We start from the raw sequence: 15,804 nt of genomic DNA, 5'->3' as shown, positions 1-15,804 counted from the left end.
GTTTGGAAAAATATACAGGGTTGATTGAAATATTAAACACGCCTAAGCTGACCTGAGATTGGAAACGGGCCAACCAGAAGCCCGCGCCAACAGGGATGATGCCGAAACACGAAATCAAAATTCGCGGCGGTATCAGATGTGAAGACGGGGCTGCCATCCCATTTTGGCCGCCCGACCAACATCTGGGAGCAAAGCGCATAGCGCATGCCCATTTTTCTCCCAGCCCCCCGGCTTGTCCGGGGTGCCGCCAAGGGGCCATCCGGCCTCGCGTTTCGAACTTCACCGCGCATCTGATGTGGCGGTGGCCGATGAAAAAACTGAAAGGATACCAACCATGAAGCACTGGAAAGCGATCACCGCTGCGGCAGCCATGTCCCTGGCAGCTGGGTCTGTAGCGGCGGAAGAGAAATTCATCACCATCGGCACCGGTGGGCAAACCGGCGTTTACTTTGTGGTGGGCCAGTCCATCTGCCGTTTGATCAACCGTGGCACGGCCGAACATAACCTGAAATGCACCGCGCCTTCGACCGGTGGGTCCATCGCCAATATCAACGCCATTGCGGCGGGGGATATGGATATGGGCGTGGCGCAGTCTGACTGGCAGTTCCATGCCTATAACGGTTCCAGCCAGTTTGAAGGTGCCAAGGTCGACAAGCTGCGCGCCGTGTTTTCGGTGCATGGCGAACCCTTCACCGTCATCGCGCGCAAAGATGCCAATATCAACAGCTTTGATGACCTGAAGGGCAAGCGCGTCAACGTGGGCAACCCCGGTTCCGGCCAGCTTGCCACGATGGAAGTGGTTCTGGCCGCCAAAGGTTGGACCATGGCAGATTTTGCCTTGGCGTCAGAGTTGAAGCCGGCAGAGCAGGCAGCCGCCTTGGGCGATAACAAGGTGGATGCGATCATCTATACCGTTGGCCACCCGAACGGCTCTATCCAAGAGGCTGTGTCCACCGTGGATGCAAATCTCGTGCCGGTGACCGGCGAGGCGATTGACAAGCTGGTTGCCGATAACCCCTTCTACGCCTATGCCACCATTCCGGGCGGCATGTATAAAGGCACCGACGCCGACACCACGACCTTTGGTGTGAAGGCGACCTTTGTGACCTCGGCGGATGTCGATGACGAGGTGGTTTATCAGGTCGTCAAAGCGGTCTTTGACAACTTTGATCGGTTCAAGGGGCTGCACCCGGCCTTTGAAAACCTGAAAGAAGAAGAAATGATCAAGGACGGTCTGTCGGCCCCGCTGCATCCGGGCGCTGAGAAATACTACAAGGAACGTGGCTGGATGTAAGGCCACTGCCCGCCGGGGCGCCTGTTTCACGCGCCCCGGCCCTTTTCCAATAGAAACCAGATTTCAGGCCGCATCAGACCGGCTGCGCAGGGGGATTTTCAATGGTCACGCAGAACCAGCCGCAAGAGTCCGGTGTTGCAGGTTTAAGCCAGGCAGAACTTGACGAACTTGTTGCCGCCTCTGATACCGGCGCGCGCGGGTCGCAAGGCAGCGTTGGCGTTTTCCTGATGCTTGTCGCCTTGGCGTGGTCGCTGTTCCAGCTTTGGTTTGCCTCGCCGCTGCCCTTCATCTTTGGCATCGGTGTGTTCAACGATACCGAGGCGCGGTCTATCCATCTGGCCTTTGCGATTTTTCTGGCCTTTGCGGCTTTTCCTGCCACCCGAACCCCGGTGCAGCTTGGCCTTGGCATCATCGTGCCGCTGGTTGTGGGCGGGTTGTTCATGGTTTCGGCCAAGGATGGCACCCCGGTCTGGTGGATCGCCCCGATTGCGCTGGCGATTGTGGGGGCGGTTGTGCTCGGCTCTCCCAAAGATCGGATTCCGGTTTGGGAATGGGCGCTTGCCATCATTGCCGCCGCCGCATCGCTTTATCTTTATGTCTATTACCGCGATATCTCCAGCCGGGTCGGCGCGCCGATCATGCAGGATTTCGTGGTCGCCGTCATCGGCATCCTGTTGCTGCTAGAGGCGACACGCCGCGCCTTGGGGCCTGCCTTGATGATCGTGGCTTCGGTGTTCCTGATCTATACGGTGCTGGGGCCGAACATGCCCTCGATCATCGCGCATAAGGGCAATAACCTTTCCGAGATCGTGAACCACCAATGGATCACAACCGAAGGCGTCTTTGGCATCGCGCTGGGCGTGTCGACCGGGTTCGTGTTCCTGTTCGTGCTGTTCGGCTCTTTGCTGGATAAGGCGGGCGCGGGCAATTACTTCATTCAGGTCGCCTTCAGCCTGATGGGCCATATGCGCGGCGGGCCTGCCAAGGCGGCGGTTGTGTCCTCGGCCATGACGGGGCTGATTTCAGGGTCGTCCATCGCCAATGTGGTGACAACGGGCACCTTCACGATTCCCCTGATGAAGAAAGTGGGCTTTTCCGCCGAAAAGGCCGGCGCGGTAGAGGTTGCCTCCTCCGTCAACGGGCAGATCATGCCGCCGGTCATGGGGGCTGCGGCCTTCCTGATGGTGGAATATGTCGGCATCCCTTATTTCGACGTGGTCAAGCACGCCTTCCTGCCTGCCGTGATTTCCTATATCGCGCTGGTCTATATCGTGCATCTGGAAGCCTGCAAGGCAGGCATGGAAGGGCTGGAGCGCGCCTATACCCCCAAGCCCATCGTGCAGCGCCTGATCGGCATTGCCTTCACCATCGCGGTGATCTGTGCGGTATCCTTTGCCGTCTATTACGGCATGGGCTGGATCCGTCCGGCCTTCCCGGCGGCGGCGGGCTATATCATCTTTGCTTTCCTGACAGCGGTCTACATCGGCCTTCTGGCCATCGCCGCCCGCGAAGCGCCGCTGAAGCTGGATGACCCGAACGCCAAGGTTACCAAGCTGCCGCTTCCGGGGCCGACGATCCGGTCGGGCCTGCATTACATCCTGCCGGTGGTGGTGCTGGTCTGGGCCTTGATGGTGGACCGTCTGTCCCCCGGCCTCTCGGCCTTCTGGGCGACGACCTATATGGTGTTCATCCTTGTCACCCAGCGCCCGCTTCTGGCGATCCTGCGCGGGACTGGCGACATGGCTGCGGCTGTGCGCGGCGGGCTGACCGACCTTGTGGACGGGATGGTGACAGGTGCGCGCAACATGATCGGCATCGGCATTGCCACGGCAACTGCCGGTATCATCGTGGGCGCGGTCAGCCAGACGGGTGTCGGCTCTGCCCTTGCCGATGTGGTCGAGGTGCTGTCGGGTGGCAATATTCTGGCCATTCTGGTGCTGACGGCGATCTTGTCGCTGATCCTTGGCATGGGCCTGCCGACTACCGCCAATTATATCGTGGTCTCCGCGCTGCTTGCGCCGGTCATCGTGACCTTGGGCCAGCAAAATGGGCTGATCGTGCCGCTGATCGCAGTGCATTTGTTCGTGTTCTATTTCGGCATCATGGCTGATGTCACACCGCCCGTCGGCCTTGCCTCCTTTGCGGCTGCGGCGGTTTCGGGGGGCGACCCGATCAAGACCGGGGTCGTGGCGTTCTTTTACTCCATGCGCACGGCGGCCTTGCCCTTCCTGTTCATCTTCAACACCGAATTGCTGTTGATCAATGTCACGGCGGTGCAAGGTGTGTTCGTCTTCATTGTCGCGACCGTGGCGATGTTGCTGTTCGCAGCGGCAACCCAAGGCTGGTTCCTGACGCGCAACCGGATTTACGAATCGGTGGCCCTGCTGCTGATCGCCTTCACCCTGTTCCGCCCCGGCTTCTGGATGGATATGATCTATCCACCCTTTGCCGAAGAGCCGCCCGCGAACCTTGTGCAAGCGGCAGAGGCAACGCCCATCGGGGCCGATTTGCGCCTGCGCGTGGCCGGGTTGAATGAGTTGGGCGACCCGATCGAATTCGTTGCCGTCCTGCCGATCACCGAAGGTGCGACCGGGGATGAAAAGCTGGCAGCGGCAGGTCTGGCCCTGCGCAGCGATGGCGACAAGATGATCATTGACGATGTCAGCTTTGGCTCTGCCGCCGCCGATGCGGGGCTGGACTGGGATCAAGAGGTGTTGCGCGTGCTGCGCCCGGTGGATGTGCCATCGAAATACTGGATGTTCCTGCCTGCGCTGCTGGTTCTGGGCCTGATCGTGATGCTGCAACGCCGCCGCGCGGGCCCAATCGCCGCCGTAACGGCCTGAAACAGGGGGAAATTGCGATGACCAAGACAATTCTGGTTGCGATTGACGTTACCGAAGACGCGTCATGGCAGGTGGCCCTGCCCGAGGCGGTGAAGCTGGCAAAGCTGAACGAGGCGGCGCTGCATGTGCTGTATGTCGTGCCCTCTTACGGGTCTGTGCTGGTCGAGGATGCCTTGCCCAAAGGCTTTGCCAAAACCGCGCTGGCCCATGCGCTGGAACAGCTTTCGGCATTGGTCGCGCGCGAAGTGCCTGCCGAACGCGAGGCCAAGCTGCATGTGCGCCACGGCACGGTGCATACGGAAATTCTGGAGACGATCACGGCAGTCGGCGCGGATCTGGTGGTCATGGCCTCGCATGCACCTGACCGGGTGCGCGAATTTCTGGTCGGCAGCCAAGCTGACAGAGTTGTGCGCAGATCGCCTGTTTCCGTTCTTGTCGTTCGGGCGTAGAAGCAGGCGGTAGCATCTATGCACAGGCCGCGCCGCGCGCGGCTCATCTTTACCGGAGTATCCCCACAATGACCCCCTTCGCAATCGCTGGCGTTCAGATGTATGTGAATGCATTGCAGCCCAATATCGAAGGCATGTTGCAGCGCCTTGATATCCTGATGGCGCGCTTTCCATGGACCCAGATGGTTCTGTTTTCGGAACTGGCGCCGCTTGGCCCGCTGCCGCGCTTTGCGCTGCCCTTTGACAATGCGCATCTGCACCGCTTTCAGGAAGCCGCGATCAAACACAATATCTGGCTGATCCCCGGTTCGATGTTTGAACAAACCGAAACCGGCCATATCTACAACACCTCGGCGGTGATCAACCCGCAGGGGCAGGTGATCCAGAAATACCGCAAAATGTTCCCCTTCCGCCCTTACGAATCCGGGGTAGAGGCTGGCACAGAATTCTGCATTTTCGACGTGCCAGAGGTGGGCCGTTTCGGGCTGTCGATCTGCTATGACATCTGGTTCCCCGAAACCACCCGCCAACTGACCGCCGCGGGGGTCGAGGTGCTGCTGCACCCGGTTCTGACAGGCACCACCGACCGCGAGGCAGAACTGGCCATCGCCCGCGCCACCGCCGCGCAATTCCAGTGCTATGTGGTCGATGTGAATGGTCTGGGCGCGGGCGGCAACGGGCGGTCTTGTGTGATCGACCCGACAGCCACCGTGCTGCACCAATCCGCAGGGCAGGAAGACATGTTCCCGCTGGAGCTTGACCTTGCCCAAGTGCGCCGCCAGCGCGAAACCGGGATGAAAGGCTTGGGCCAGGTGCTCAAAAGCTTCCGCGACCGTGCCGTCGATTTCACCGTCTATGACCGGACCAGCGGGGCCGATGCTTACCTCAACCATCTTGGCCCCTTGGCCATCCCGCAGCAGGGCACAAAAGCCGGGCTTTCAACATTGGACTTGCGCGATACCACCGTTTCGGATGAGATCATCAGAGGAGCTCCTCAGCCGCAATTCAAAGGCGCAGACCAACCGGTTCACGCGCCCGCCCAAACTAATACCGCCGCACCACTTGCGGGCAAAACCGTAACAGGCTGAACAATTTGCGCGGAGGGGCCGCTTGCCCTTCCGCGCGATATCGCCCCCACTGGGGCCGGCCTTGACCACTAGGTAAAGGACCACGCGATGCAAACGATGAGCGACTATTATTCTGCCGTGCAGCTGCGCAGCGACCATTGGAGCACATTGCGCCAATCGCTCGACCAACTCGCCCGAGAGCCGGAAGGTCGCCACGCAAAAGCCACCCGCGCCAAGGTGGCCGAAATGTTCACCGCGCTGGAACTGATCGAACGCTATTGGGCCTTTCCCGGCATTCAGGCCTTTGACCACATGCGCCGCCAGTTTGAAAACGGCAATGTCAGCGATGTTGCCTTTACCGTGCGCCGGGCCGCGCGCGCCCTGACCACCGGGGCCTACCGCCGCCGCCATATCCCGCTGGACCGTGATATGGATGACAAGGACGAAAACGAGGATGAGGCGATCCTGTCGCCCGATGCCCGCGCCTTGGCAAAACCTTATTTCGAGGTGATGATCGTCGATGATGTGAACGAGCATCAGGAACGCTGGCTGCGGCAGAACATGGCCTCCATGCGCCGCCCCGAAGACGCCTTTACCTATGCGCCGGTCGTGGTGCCCAGCCTGCAAGACGCGCTGATCGGGGTGTTGTTCAACCACAACATTCAGGCCATCGTCGTGCGCCCCGGCCTGCGGATGGAATCCAAGGTCGAACTGGGCCTGCTGACCCGCTATCTGAACCGCGCAGGCGGGATAGAGGATATCAAGGCGCTGAACCCCGAAGATTACGGCCCCGAACTCTGCCGCCTTGTTGCCAAGGTGCGGCCCGAACTGGATGCTTATCTGGTCACCGATCGTTCTGTCGAAGATATCGCAGGGCTTGATCTGGGGATCTGCCGCCGGGTGTTTTACAACCAAGAAGACTTTATGGAGTTGCACCTGAACATCCTGCGCGGTGTTCAGGCCCGGTATAAAACCCCGTTCTTTACCGCGCTGAAGGAATATTCCAAACAGCCGACAGGCGTGTTTCACGCGATGCCCATCAGCCGGGGCAAATCCATCACCCGCAGCCATTGGATTCAGGATATGGGCGCGTTTTATGGCCCCAATATCTTTATGGCCGAAACCTCGGCCACATCCGGCGGGCTGGACAGCCTGCTGGAACCTGTCGGCACCATCAAAGAGGCGCAGGAACTTGCCGCGCGTGCCTTTGGTGCCAAACACACCTATTTTTCCACCAATGGCACATCAACCTGCAACAAGATCGTGGTGCAGGCGCTGGTCCGGCCCGGTGATATTGTGCTGGTCGACCGCGATTGCCACAAATCGCACCATTACGGCATGGTGTTGGCAGGTGCGCAGGTCAGCTACCTCGACAGCTATCCGCTGAACGAATATTCGATGTATGGCGCGGTGCCGCTGCGCGAGATCAAGCACCGCCTGCTGCAACTGAAGGCCGAAGGCAAGCTGGACCGCGTGCGGATGCTTTTGCTGACCAACTGCACCTTTGACGGCGTGGTCTATAACGTCGAACGGGTGATGGAAGAATGCCTCGCCATCAAGCCCGATCTGGTGTTTTTGTGGGATGAAGCATGGTTCGCCTTTGCCCGTTTCGGCCCGACCTATCGCCAGCGCACCGGGATGAATGCCGCCAATAATTTCCGCGAAAAGCTGCGCAGCCCGGCCCATGCCAAGGCCTATGCCGCCCAGCAGGAAAAGCTGGCCGATGCAGATATGGAAACCCTGCTGAACACCCGGTTGATCCCGCCACCCAATGCGCGGATCAGGGTCTATACCACGCAATCCACGCATAAAACCCTGACCTCGCTGCGGCAGGGGTCGATGATCCATGTCAACGATCAGGACTTCAAGGGAGAGGTAGAGCAAGCCTTCCACGAAGCCTATATGACCCATACCTCCACCAGCCCGAATTACCAGATCATCGCCAGTTTGGACGTGGGCCGCCGGCAGGTGGAACTGGAAGGGTTCGAATTTGTGCAGCGGCAGGTAGAGGCGGCCATGTCGATGCGCCGCGCCATCTCCACCCATCCGCTTTTGCAGAAATATTTCAAAGTGTTGACCGCGGGCGATATGATCCCCGAGGAATATCGCGAAAGCAAGGTGTCCAGCTATTACGACCCGGAACAGGGTTGGACGGATATCTGGGATTGCTGGGAAAAGGACGAATTCGTGCTGGATGCCACCCGTGTCACGCTGGCGGTAGGCGGCACGGGTTGGGATGGCGATACGTTCAAAACCAAGATCCTGATGGATAAATACGGCATCCAGATCAACAAGACCTCGCGTAATACCGTGCTGTTCATGACCAATATCGGCACCACGCGCTCCTCGGTCGCCTATCTGATCGAAGTGTTGGTCGAAATTGCCAAAGACCTTGATGAATTGCTGGATGACGCCTCCAAGATGGAACGGCTGGCCTTTGAACGCCGGGTCAAGAACCTGATGCAAGACCTGCCGCCCTTGCCCGATTTCAGCCGCTTCCACGATGCGTTCCTCAGCGATGGCGCAACCGGCGAAGGCGATATCCGCTCGGCGTTTTTCCTCAGCTATGATGAAAACAACTGCGATTATCTGGAACTCGACAGCACCATCAAATCGGCGATGGAGGCCGGACAAGAGGTGGTGTCAGCCTCGTTCATCATCCCCTATCCGCCGGGTTTCCCGATCCTCGTGCCGGGGCAGGTGGTCAGCGAGGAAATCCTCGCCTTCATGCGCGCGCTGGATGTCAATGAGATCCACGGCTATCGGCCCGAACTTGGCCTGCGCGTCTTTACGCCCGAGGCGCTGGCCGACCTCACACAGAAAAACAAGGCCGCAAAAAGCGGCTGACAGAACAAGGGGCGCATGGCCCCGCTCAACAGAACTTGCAGGGAAGGATACTATCCATGACCACGTCACAGTTGAACAACATCTCTGAAATCCGGCGCTTTTTCCACCGCAACGAAGACCCGATCTATTTCATCTCGGCCACCAACTTCAACCTGCTCGGGATTGATGAATGGTGCAAAAACTTCAAATATATCTGCTACTTGGATTGCTATGACGGCCGCCACCCCAACGTGTTCTGCCCGTCGGAACAGCCGCATGCGGAATTCCAGAGCATTGAGGATATCAACAACTACCTGCTTCAGCACAAAGAGGTCATCGACCTTGTAAAGCGGCGCGGCGGCAAGCCGAAGTTCGTGTTCCTTATGTTTGACGAGGAAACCGAGCGGCTGGCCAAAGAGCTTGGCGCCGATGTCTGGTTCCCCAAGGCCAGCCTGCGCACCTCGATGGATAACAAGATCGAAACCGTGCGCATCGGCAACAAGGCGGGCGTGCCTTCGGTGCCGAACGTACTGGCCGAAGTCAAAAGCTATGAGGCGCTGCGCAAGATCACCGAAAAGGCCGGGATCGGCCATGATCTTGTGCTGCAATCGGCCTTTGGCGACAGCGGGCACACCACCTTCTTCATCAAGACCGAAGCCGATTTCCGCCGGCATGAGCATGAGATCGTCGGTCAGGGCGAGATCAAGATCATGAAGCGGATTGATTGCCGCGGCTCTGCGATTGAGGCTTGCGTGACCAAACAGGGCACGATTGTCGGCCCCTTAATGACCGAACTGGTGGGGTTCAAGGAATTGACCCCTTATCGCGGCGGCTGGTGTGGCAATGAAATCCTGTCCTCGGCCTTTCCGAAAAAGGTGCGCCAACACGCCCGCGACCTGACCTTCAAATTCGGCGAGCAATTGCGCAAGGAAGGCTATCGCGGCTATTTCGAACTCGATTTCCTGATCGACAAGAAAACCGGCGATCTGTGGCTGGGGGAACTGAACCCCCGCATCACGGGTTGTTCCTCCATGACAAACCACGCTGCCTTTGCGCATGCCGATGCGCCGCTGTTCCTGTTCCACCTGCTTGAATTTTCCAAAAAGAAATTCAAACTGGATGTGGCCGAACTCAACGCACGCTGGGCCAACCCGGATATGATCGACAGTTGGTCGCAGATGGTCATCAAACACACCGAAGACAGCGTCGATATCATCACCGAAGCGCCGCAAACCGGCATCTACAAGATGCTGGATGATGGCCGCGTGGTCTATGACCGCTTTGATTATCACCGCCGCGCGGTGGAATCGGAAAACGAGGCCTTTTTCCTGCGCATCCAGAAACCCGGCGATTACCGTTATGAAGGGGCCGATCTGGGTATTCTGGTCACGCGCGGTCGGTCGATGACGCCCAGTTTCCAGATGAACGAACGCGCCAAGAAATGGGTGCATGGGATCAAGAATGCCTTTAAGGCGCGGCCGCTTCCGGTGGCCGAGGCAGGCCCGGCCATCGCCGATCCGGCCTTCAAGATTATGTAAGACGGTGATAGGCGCTGGCTCATGGAACTTTTATGGCGCGCCATTTCCGAAGCAGAGCCTGGCCCGAAATGGGCTAGGCTCTTTGCTGAATACTGGCCGGATTATCAGCGCTGGTGGCTGCGCAACGGCTTGGATGAACGGGCAACCTATTGGGAAAGCCGCCAGGCGCTTGTCACCCATATGCCCGAAATTGTGCCGCTTTATGACCAGCTTTGCGCGCTGGCGGGGGGCGGCGATCTGGCCGCGCGGTTTTTGTCCTTCTACAACCCGCCGCCCTACCTGTCCGGCTGTTCGCAAGCGGTCTGGCAAGGGGCGGACCCGATGCTGGTGCGCAATTACGACTATTCGCCAAATGCCTTTGATTGCCTTGTGCTGCACACCACTTGGCAAGGCCGCAAGGTCATGGGCACCGCAGACGGGCTGTGGGGGCTGGTGGACGGGGTCAATGATGCCGGGCTTGCGGTTTCCCTGACCTTTGGCGGGCGGCGCGTGGTGGGCACCGGGTTCGGCGTGCCGCTGATCCTGCGCTATGTGCTGCAAACCTGCGACACAGCCGAACAGGCCGGCGCTGCCCTTGCCCGCCTTCCCACCCATATGAGCTATAATGTCACCGTGTTGGACGCCAAGCGCAAGTTTCTGACGGTGCTTATGGGGCCAGACCGCCCGGCGCAGATCACCCATGCCGCTGTGGCCACCAACCACCAAGAACGCGTGGAATGGGAGGCCCATGCCCGCATGACAGCAACGGTCGAGCGGGAGCGGTATTTGCTGCAACGCCTGACCCTGCATGTCGAAAGTCAGGAAAAATTCACCCGCGCGTTTCTGCGCCCGCCGCTGTATTCCACCGCCTTTGATCGCGGCTTCGGCACGCTTTATACGGCCGTTTACCGCCCGCGTCGGCGCAGCATGGAACTGCGCTGGCCCGCCGCCACTTGGCCCTTGTCGCTGGACGCGTTCGAGGATGGGCACCGCACCATCTACACCCCGCAAATGGCCCCGCAATAAGGCGCTCAGGCCGGATCGCTTTGCAATTCCCCGGATTTGATCTGCTCGCGTTCGATGCTTTCAAACAGCGCGCGGAAATTGCCCTCGCCAAAGCCTTCGTCGCCTTTGCGCTGGATGAATTCAAAGAAAATCGGGCCGATCACGGTTTTAGAGAAGATCTGCAACAGGATCTTGGTCATCCGGTCGCCCTTGGCATCATCAAACACGCCTTCGCCATCAATCAGGATGCCGTGCTGTTTCATCCGGTCCAGCGGCTCTGAATGGCCGTTCACGCGGGCCTGCGACATCTCGTAATAGGCATCGGGCGGGCCGGGCATGAATTGCAACCCATTGGCGGCCAGTTTGTCGGTCGCGTCATACAGGCTTTCGGTGCCCACCGCGATATGCTGGATACCTTCGCCCTTATACTTGCGCAGATAGCTTTCGATCTGGCTTTTGTCATCGGTGGATTCGTTCAGCGGAATACGGATTTTCCCGCAGGGGCTGGTGATGGCGCGGCTGATAAGCCCGGTCATCTTGCCTTCGATGTCAAAGAAATGGATCTGGGTAAAGCCGAACAGCTCACGGTAGAAATCCCACCATGTATCCATATTCCCGCGATAAACGTTATGGGTCAGGTGATCGAGGTAGTAAAACCCCAGCCCTTCCGGTTTCGGGTCAGGCGCGCCCAGCCAGTCAAACTCTGCGTCATAGGCGCTGCCCTTGTCGCCATAGGTGTCGATGAAATAGAGGATAGAGCCGCCGATGCCCACAATCGCAGGCACATCCAGCGTGCGGTCCGCCGCGGTATAGGGCTTTGCCCCCTTGGCCACCGCATGGTCAAAGGCATGCTGCGCATCCACCACCCGCCACGCCATCGACGGCGCGCAGGGGCCATGTTCCTCGACAAAACGCATCGCATGGCTGCCCGGTTCGGCATTGATGACATAGGTAATATCGCCCTGCCGCCACAGCGTGATCTGCTTGGTCTTGTGCCGGGCAACGGGGATGTAACCCATCTGGGAGAAAAGTGTCTCCAGCGCTTCCGGCTCGGGGTGGGCGAATTCCACGAATTCGAACCCATCGGTGCCAACCGGGTTGGCGGCGGTAATCTCGGCGCGCGCGGCATCATGTGGGAACGGGCCCATGCGTATCCTCCATCTGTTTCCACCAGTATAGCGCAGCCATCCGCATCATTTTGCGCATTTTGCGGCGTGATGGCCCCGGTGTTTGCGTGATCCACGCGCGTCTTGGCGCTCTGGCGCGTGAAATGCGCAAGGCCGCGCGCGTCCTTTCCGTGCCGTGGCGGCTTGTCGCCACGGTTTTGGCGGCGGATCGCCTGCTGTTTTCGCGGCAAAGTGCAAAAGCGTTTTGTCTTTGCGCCCGCGCGCCGCATACTGCGCCTGCTATCTGCACCACCGCCAGCAAGGCAGGGCAGAAGGGGGGATATTGTTGCACAACGCCGGAATTGCCGCTGCTTGCGGCAAAGGTTTTTGGCCCCAGCCGGGCCGGGCCGAACCTGCGTAAATCAGATATCCATAGTGACAAACGGTGACGAGCCCTTATGAATATAAGGTCTAACGGTCATAAGACCGCGTCAAAACAGGGAGAGAGAGACGAATGAACTTTGCAAAGCTGACACTGACCGCCGCCGCCTTGGCACTGACCACCACCGCAACCGTGGCCAATGCCTCGTGCGAGGATGGCGAGGTCAAGATCAAATTCGCGCATGTGACCAATGCCGATAACCACCCCAAAGGCATCGCCGCCAATATGTTCGCTGAACGTGTGAACACCGAAATGAACGGCAAGGCCTGCGTCGAGGTGTTCCCGAACTCCACCCTTTATGATGACGATCAGGTGCTGGAGGCGATGCTGCAAGGCGATGTGCAGCTTGCAGCCCCGTCCTTGTCGAAATTCGAAGCCTTCACCAAAGTGTTCCAGATTTTCGATCTGCCCTTCATGTTCAAGAACATCAATGCGGTGGACGAATTCCAGAACTCCGAAACCGGTCAGGCGATGAAGGATTCCATGGTGCGCCGTGGCTTGCAGGGTCTGGAATTCTGGCACAACGGGATGAAGCAGTTTTCGGCCAACAAGCCGCTGCTGTTGCCCACCGATGCAGCGGGCCTGAAATTCCGCGTGCAGCCTTCTGACGTGATCGTCGCGCAGATGGAGGCGCTGGGTGCCTCGGCGCAGCCGATGGCGTTTTCGGAAGTTTACGGTGCCTTGCAGACCAAGGTTGTGGATGGTCAGGAAAACACCTGGTCGAACATTCGCGGCCAGAAGTTCTATGAAGTGCAGGACGGCACCACCGAAACCAACCACGGCCTGATCGACTATATGGTTGTGGCCTCGGTCGACTGGCTGGAAAGCCTCGATGCCGATGTGCGCGACCAGATGCTGAAAATCCTGAACGAAGTGACGGTTGAACGCAACGCCGCCGTGAACCAGGTGGATCTGGATGCCCGTCAGGCGATCATCGACGCAGGCGGCGAGATCCGCACCCTGACGGCAGAGCAGAACCAGGCTTGGGTTGATGCGATGAAGCCGGTCTGGGCGAAATTCGTTGACGGTGTTGGCCAAGAAAACATTGACGCCGCACAGGCGATCAACGCCAAGCACTAAGCCAACATACGGCGCGCGAAACTCTCGCGCGCCGCATCTTATCCCGCGGGGAGGGGGCAGGAGATGAGCGCACATTATGTGCCCAAAACGGCTTTTGGCCGGGCAATTCACACACTTGAAGAAACGGCCATCGCCCTGATCCTTGGGCTGATGACCATGCTGACATTCGCCAATGTCGTGCTGCGCTATGTGTTCAACAGCTCTATCTTCTGGGGCTTTGAAGTGACCTTGTCGCTGTTTGCATGGCTGGTGCTGTTCGGCATGTCCTATGCGGTGAAGGTTACGGCGCATCTGGGGGTGGATGCCGTTGTCAACATGCTGCCCAGCAAGACCCGCCGCATCATGTCGCTGGTCGCGGTAACGCTCTGCCTTGCCTATGCGTTCCTGCTGCTCAAGGGCGCGTGGGATTACTGGGCCCCCTTTGGCGGCTTTCAGCAAACCGGGGGGCGCTGGTTCCCCGAAGGCTTCATCAAGACCCGCGATCAGGGCTGGTATGTCACCGAAACCATTCCGATGCCCGACTGGCTGCGCTTTATCGAAGGCACGTTCAACGCGGGCGAATCCTATGACAAACTGCCGCGTTTCATCCCCTATTTCATGCTGCCCTTTGGCTGCGCGTTGCTGTTGTTCCGCTATGTTCAGGCTGCGGTGGAACTGGTGCAAGGCAAGCGCACCGCCCTGATCGTCAGCCACGAGGCCGAAGAAGCCGTGCAAGACGTCCGCCACCTGAACGCAGAGGATTAAGTCATGGAAATCGTTCTTCTCTTCGTGATGGTGGTCGGCTTCATGCTGATCGGTGTGCCGATTGCCGTGTCGCTTGGCCTCAGCTCTACCCTGTTCCTGCTGTGGTTTTCCGATACCTCGCTCGCCTCTATCGCGCAGACGCTGTATCAGGCGATGGAAGGCCATGCGACGCTGCTGGCCATTCCGTTCTTCATCCTTGCTTCCAGCTTCATGTCAACGGGCGGCGTGGCCAAACGGATTATCCGTTTCGCGATTGCCTGCGTGGGGCATTTGCCGGGCGGTTTGGCGATTGCGGGTGTGTTCGCCTGTATGCTGTTCGCCGCGCTCTCTGGCTCCTCTCCGGCGACGGTGGTTGCCATCGGGTCCATCGTCATCGCGGCGATGCGGCAGGTGGGCTATTCCAAGGATTTCGCGGCAGGGGTCATCTGTAACGCAGGCACGCTTGGCATCCTTATCCCGCCGTCGATCGTGATGGTGGTTTACGCATCGGCAACCGATGTTTCCGTGGGCCGGATGTTTCTTGCCGGGGTCTTTCCGGGCCTGTTGGCGGGCTTCATGCTGATGGCGACGATCCTTGTGATTGCCATTGTCAAAAACCTGCCCAAAGGCGCTTGGCAGGGCTGGGCCGAGATTTTCGACTCCTTCCGCGATGCTTTCTGGGGCCTGATGCTGATCGCGATCATCATGGTCGGGCTGTATGGCGTGCCGGGCATCACCAACGGTATCTTCACCCCGACCGAGGCCGCCGCCGTGGCCGCTGTCTATGCCTTCTTCGTGGCAAACTTCATCTATCGCGATATGGGGCCGTTGCAGGATGATGGCGGCAACCGGATGCTGTGGCACAAACCGCAGGCACTGGTGACGTCTTTCTTTCACCGCGACACGCGCGCCACCTTGTTTGAGGCGGGCAAGCTGACGATCACGCTGATGTTCATCATCGCCAATGCGCTGATCCTCAAACATGTGCTGACCGATGAACAAATCCCGCAAAAGATCACCGAAGCGATGCTGAGCGCGGGTTTTGGCAAGATCATGTTCCTTGTGATCGTGAACGTGATCCTGCTGATCGGCGGGCAGTTCATGGAACCTTCGGGACTGTTGCTGATCGTGGCGCCCTTGGTGTTCCCCATCGCGGTTGAGCTGGGCGTTGACCCGATTCACCTTGGCATCATTATGGTGGTGAACATGGAAATCGGGATGATCACGCCACCGGTCGGGCTCAACCTCTTTGTCACCTCGGGCGTGGCGGGGATGCCGATCATGCGCGTGGTGCGCGCGGCGCTGCCCTTCCTTGCGGTGCTGTTCGTGTTCCTGATCCTGATCACCTATGTGCCGATCATCTCTACCTATCTGCCCACGCTGATCATGGGGCCAGAGACGATCATCCGATAGAAAAAAGGCGGCGCGGGGGATGCCCTTGCGCCGCCCTTC

At 59.1% G+C, this 15,804-nt stretch carries 11 protein-coding genes; 10 read left to right on the top strand and 1 reads right to left on the bottom strand.

The features are described 5' to 3' along the window. The first annotated feature begins 334 nt into the window (after positions 1-334). From EGN72_RS18770 to EGN72_RS18740, 7 genes are all read left to right on the top strand, one after another. Positions 335-1,294 carry a TAXI family TRAP transporter solute-binding subunit gene (locus EGN72_RS18770; RefSeq protein WP_127050407.1) on the top strand — a complete coding sequence of 320 codons (960 nt, stop codon included), beginning with the start codon at positions 335-337 and terminating at the stop codon, positions 1,292-1,294. Positions 1,295-1,395: 101 nt separating this feature from the next. Then, positions 1,396-4,137: a TRAP transporter permease gene (locus tag EGN72_RS18765; RefSeq protein ID WP_199743780.1), complete on the top strand. Its 2,742-nt coding sequence runs from the start codon at positions 1,396-1,398 to the stop codon at positions 4,135-4,137. A 17-nt stretch (positions 4,138-4,154) separates the two neighbouring features. Then, positions 4,155-4,586: a universal stress protein gene (locus tag EGN72_RS18760; RefSeq protein ID WP_127050405.1), complete on the top strand. Its 432-nt coding sequence runs from the start codon at positions 4,155-4,157 to the stop codon at positions 4,584-4,586. Between the two features lie 68 nt (positions 4,587-4,654). Beyond that, positions 4,655-5,674, top strand: a complete 1,020-nt coding sequence (locus tag EGN72_RS18755; protein WP_127050402.1) for a carbon-nitrogen hydrolase family protein — start codon at positions 4,655-4,657, stop codon at positions 5,672-5,674. Positions 5,675-5,761: 87 nt separating this feature from the next. Further along, positions 5,762-8,500: an aminotransferase class I/II-fold pyridoxal phosphate-dependent enzyme gene (locus EGN72_RS18750; RefSeq protein ID WP_127050400.1), complete on the top strand. Its 2,739-nt coding sequence runs from the start codon at positions 5,762-5,764 to the stop codon at positions 8,498-8,500. 56 nt (positions 8,501-8,556) lie between these two features. After that, a complete protein-coding gene (locus EGN72_RS18745) occupies positions 8,557-10,017 on the top strand; it encodes a biotin carboxylase (RefSeq protein WP_127050398.1) in 1,461 nt (486 codons plus the stop codon). Positions 10,018-10,038: 21 nt separating this feature from the next. Then, positions 10,039-11,022 (top strand): C45 family autoproteolytic acyltransferase/hydolase, encoded by a 984-nt coding sequence (locus EGN72_RS18740; RefSeq protein WP_127050396.1) that lies wholly within the window; start codon positions 10,039-10,041, stop codon positions 11,020-11,022. A 5-nt stretch (positions 11,023-11,027) separates the two neighbouring features. On the opposite strand, the gene hppD is transcribed toward EGN72_RS18740, so the two are convergent. After that, positions 11,028-12,149, bottom strand: coding sequence for a 4-hydroxyphenylpyruvate dioxygenase (gene hppD / locus EGN72_RS18735; RefSeq protein ID WP_127050394.1), 1,122 nt, complete (start codon positions 12,147-12,149; stop codon positions 11,028-11,030). 472 nt (positions 12,150-12,621) lie between these two features. Between hppD and EGN72_RS18730 the strand changes: the two genes are divergently transcribed. The 3 genes from EGN72_RS18730 (at position 12,622) to EGN72_RS18720 (ending at position 15,765) form a co-directional block, all read left to right on the top strand. Next, complete coding sequence (locus EGN72_RS18730) at positions 12,622-13,629, top strand: DctP family TRAP transporter solute-binding subunit (protein ID WP_127050392.1); 1,008 nt, start codon at positions 12,622-12,624, stop codon at positions 13,627-13,629. Positions 13,630-13,692: 63 nt separating this feature from the next. Further along, a complete protein-coding gene (locus EGN72_RS18725) occupies positions 13,693-14,373 on the top strand; it encodes a TRAP transporter small permease (RefSeq protein ID WP_127050390.1) in 681 nt (226 codons plus the stop codon). 3 nt (positions 14,374-14,376) lie between these two features. Beyond that, positions 14,377-15,765: a TRAP transporter large permease gene (locus EGN72_RS18720; RefSeq protein ID WP_127050388.1), complete on the top strand. Its 1,389-nt coding sequence runs from the start codon at positions 14,377-14,379 to the stop codon at positions 15,763-15,765. The last annotated feature ends 39 nt before the right edge of the window (positions 15,766-15,804 follow it).

It is taken from the genome of Pseudorhodobacter sp. E13 (genome assembly GCF_003991405.1).
Classification (GTDB): domain Bacteria; phylum Pseudomonadota; class Alphaproteobacteria; order Rhodobacterales; family Rhodobacteraceae; genus Pseudorhodobacter.
This window is presented reverse-complemented; position numbering and strand designations above follow the sequence as displayed.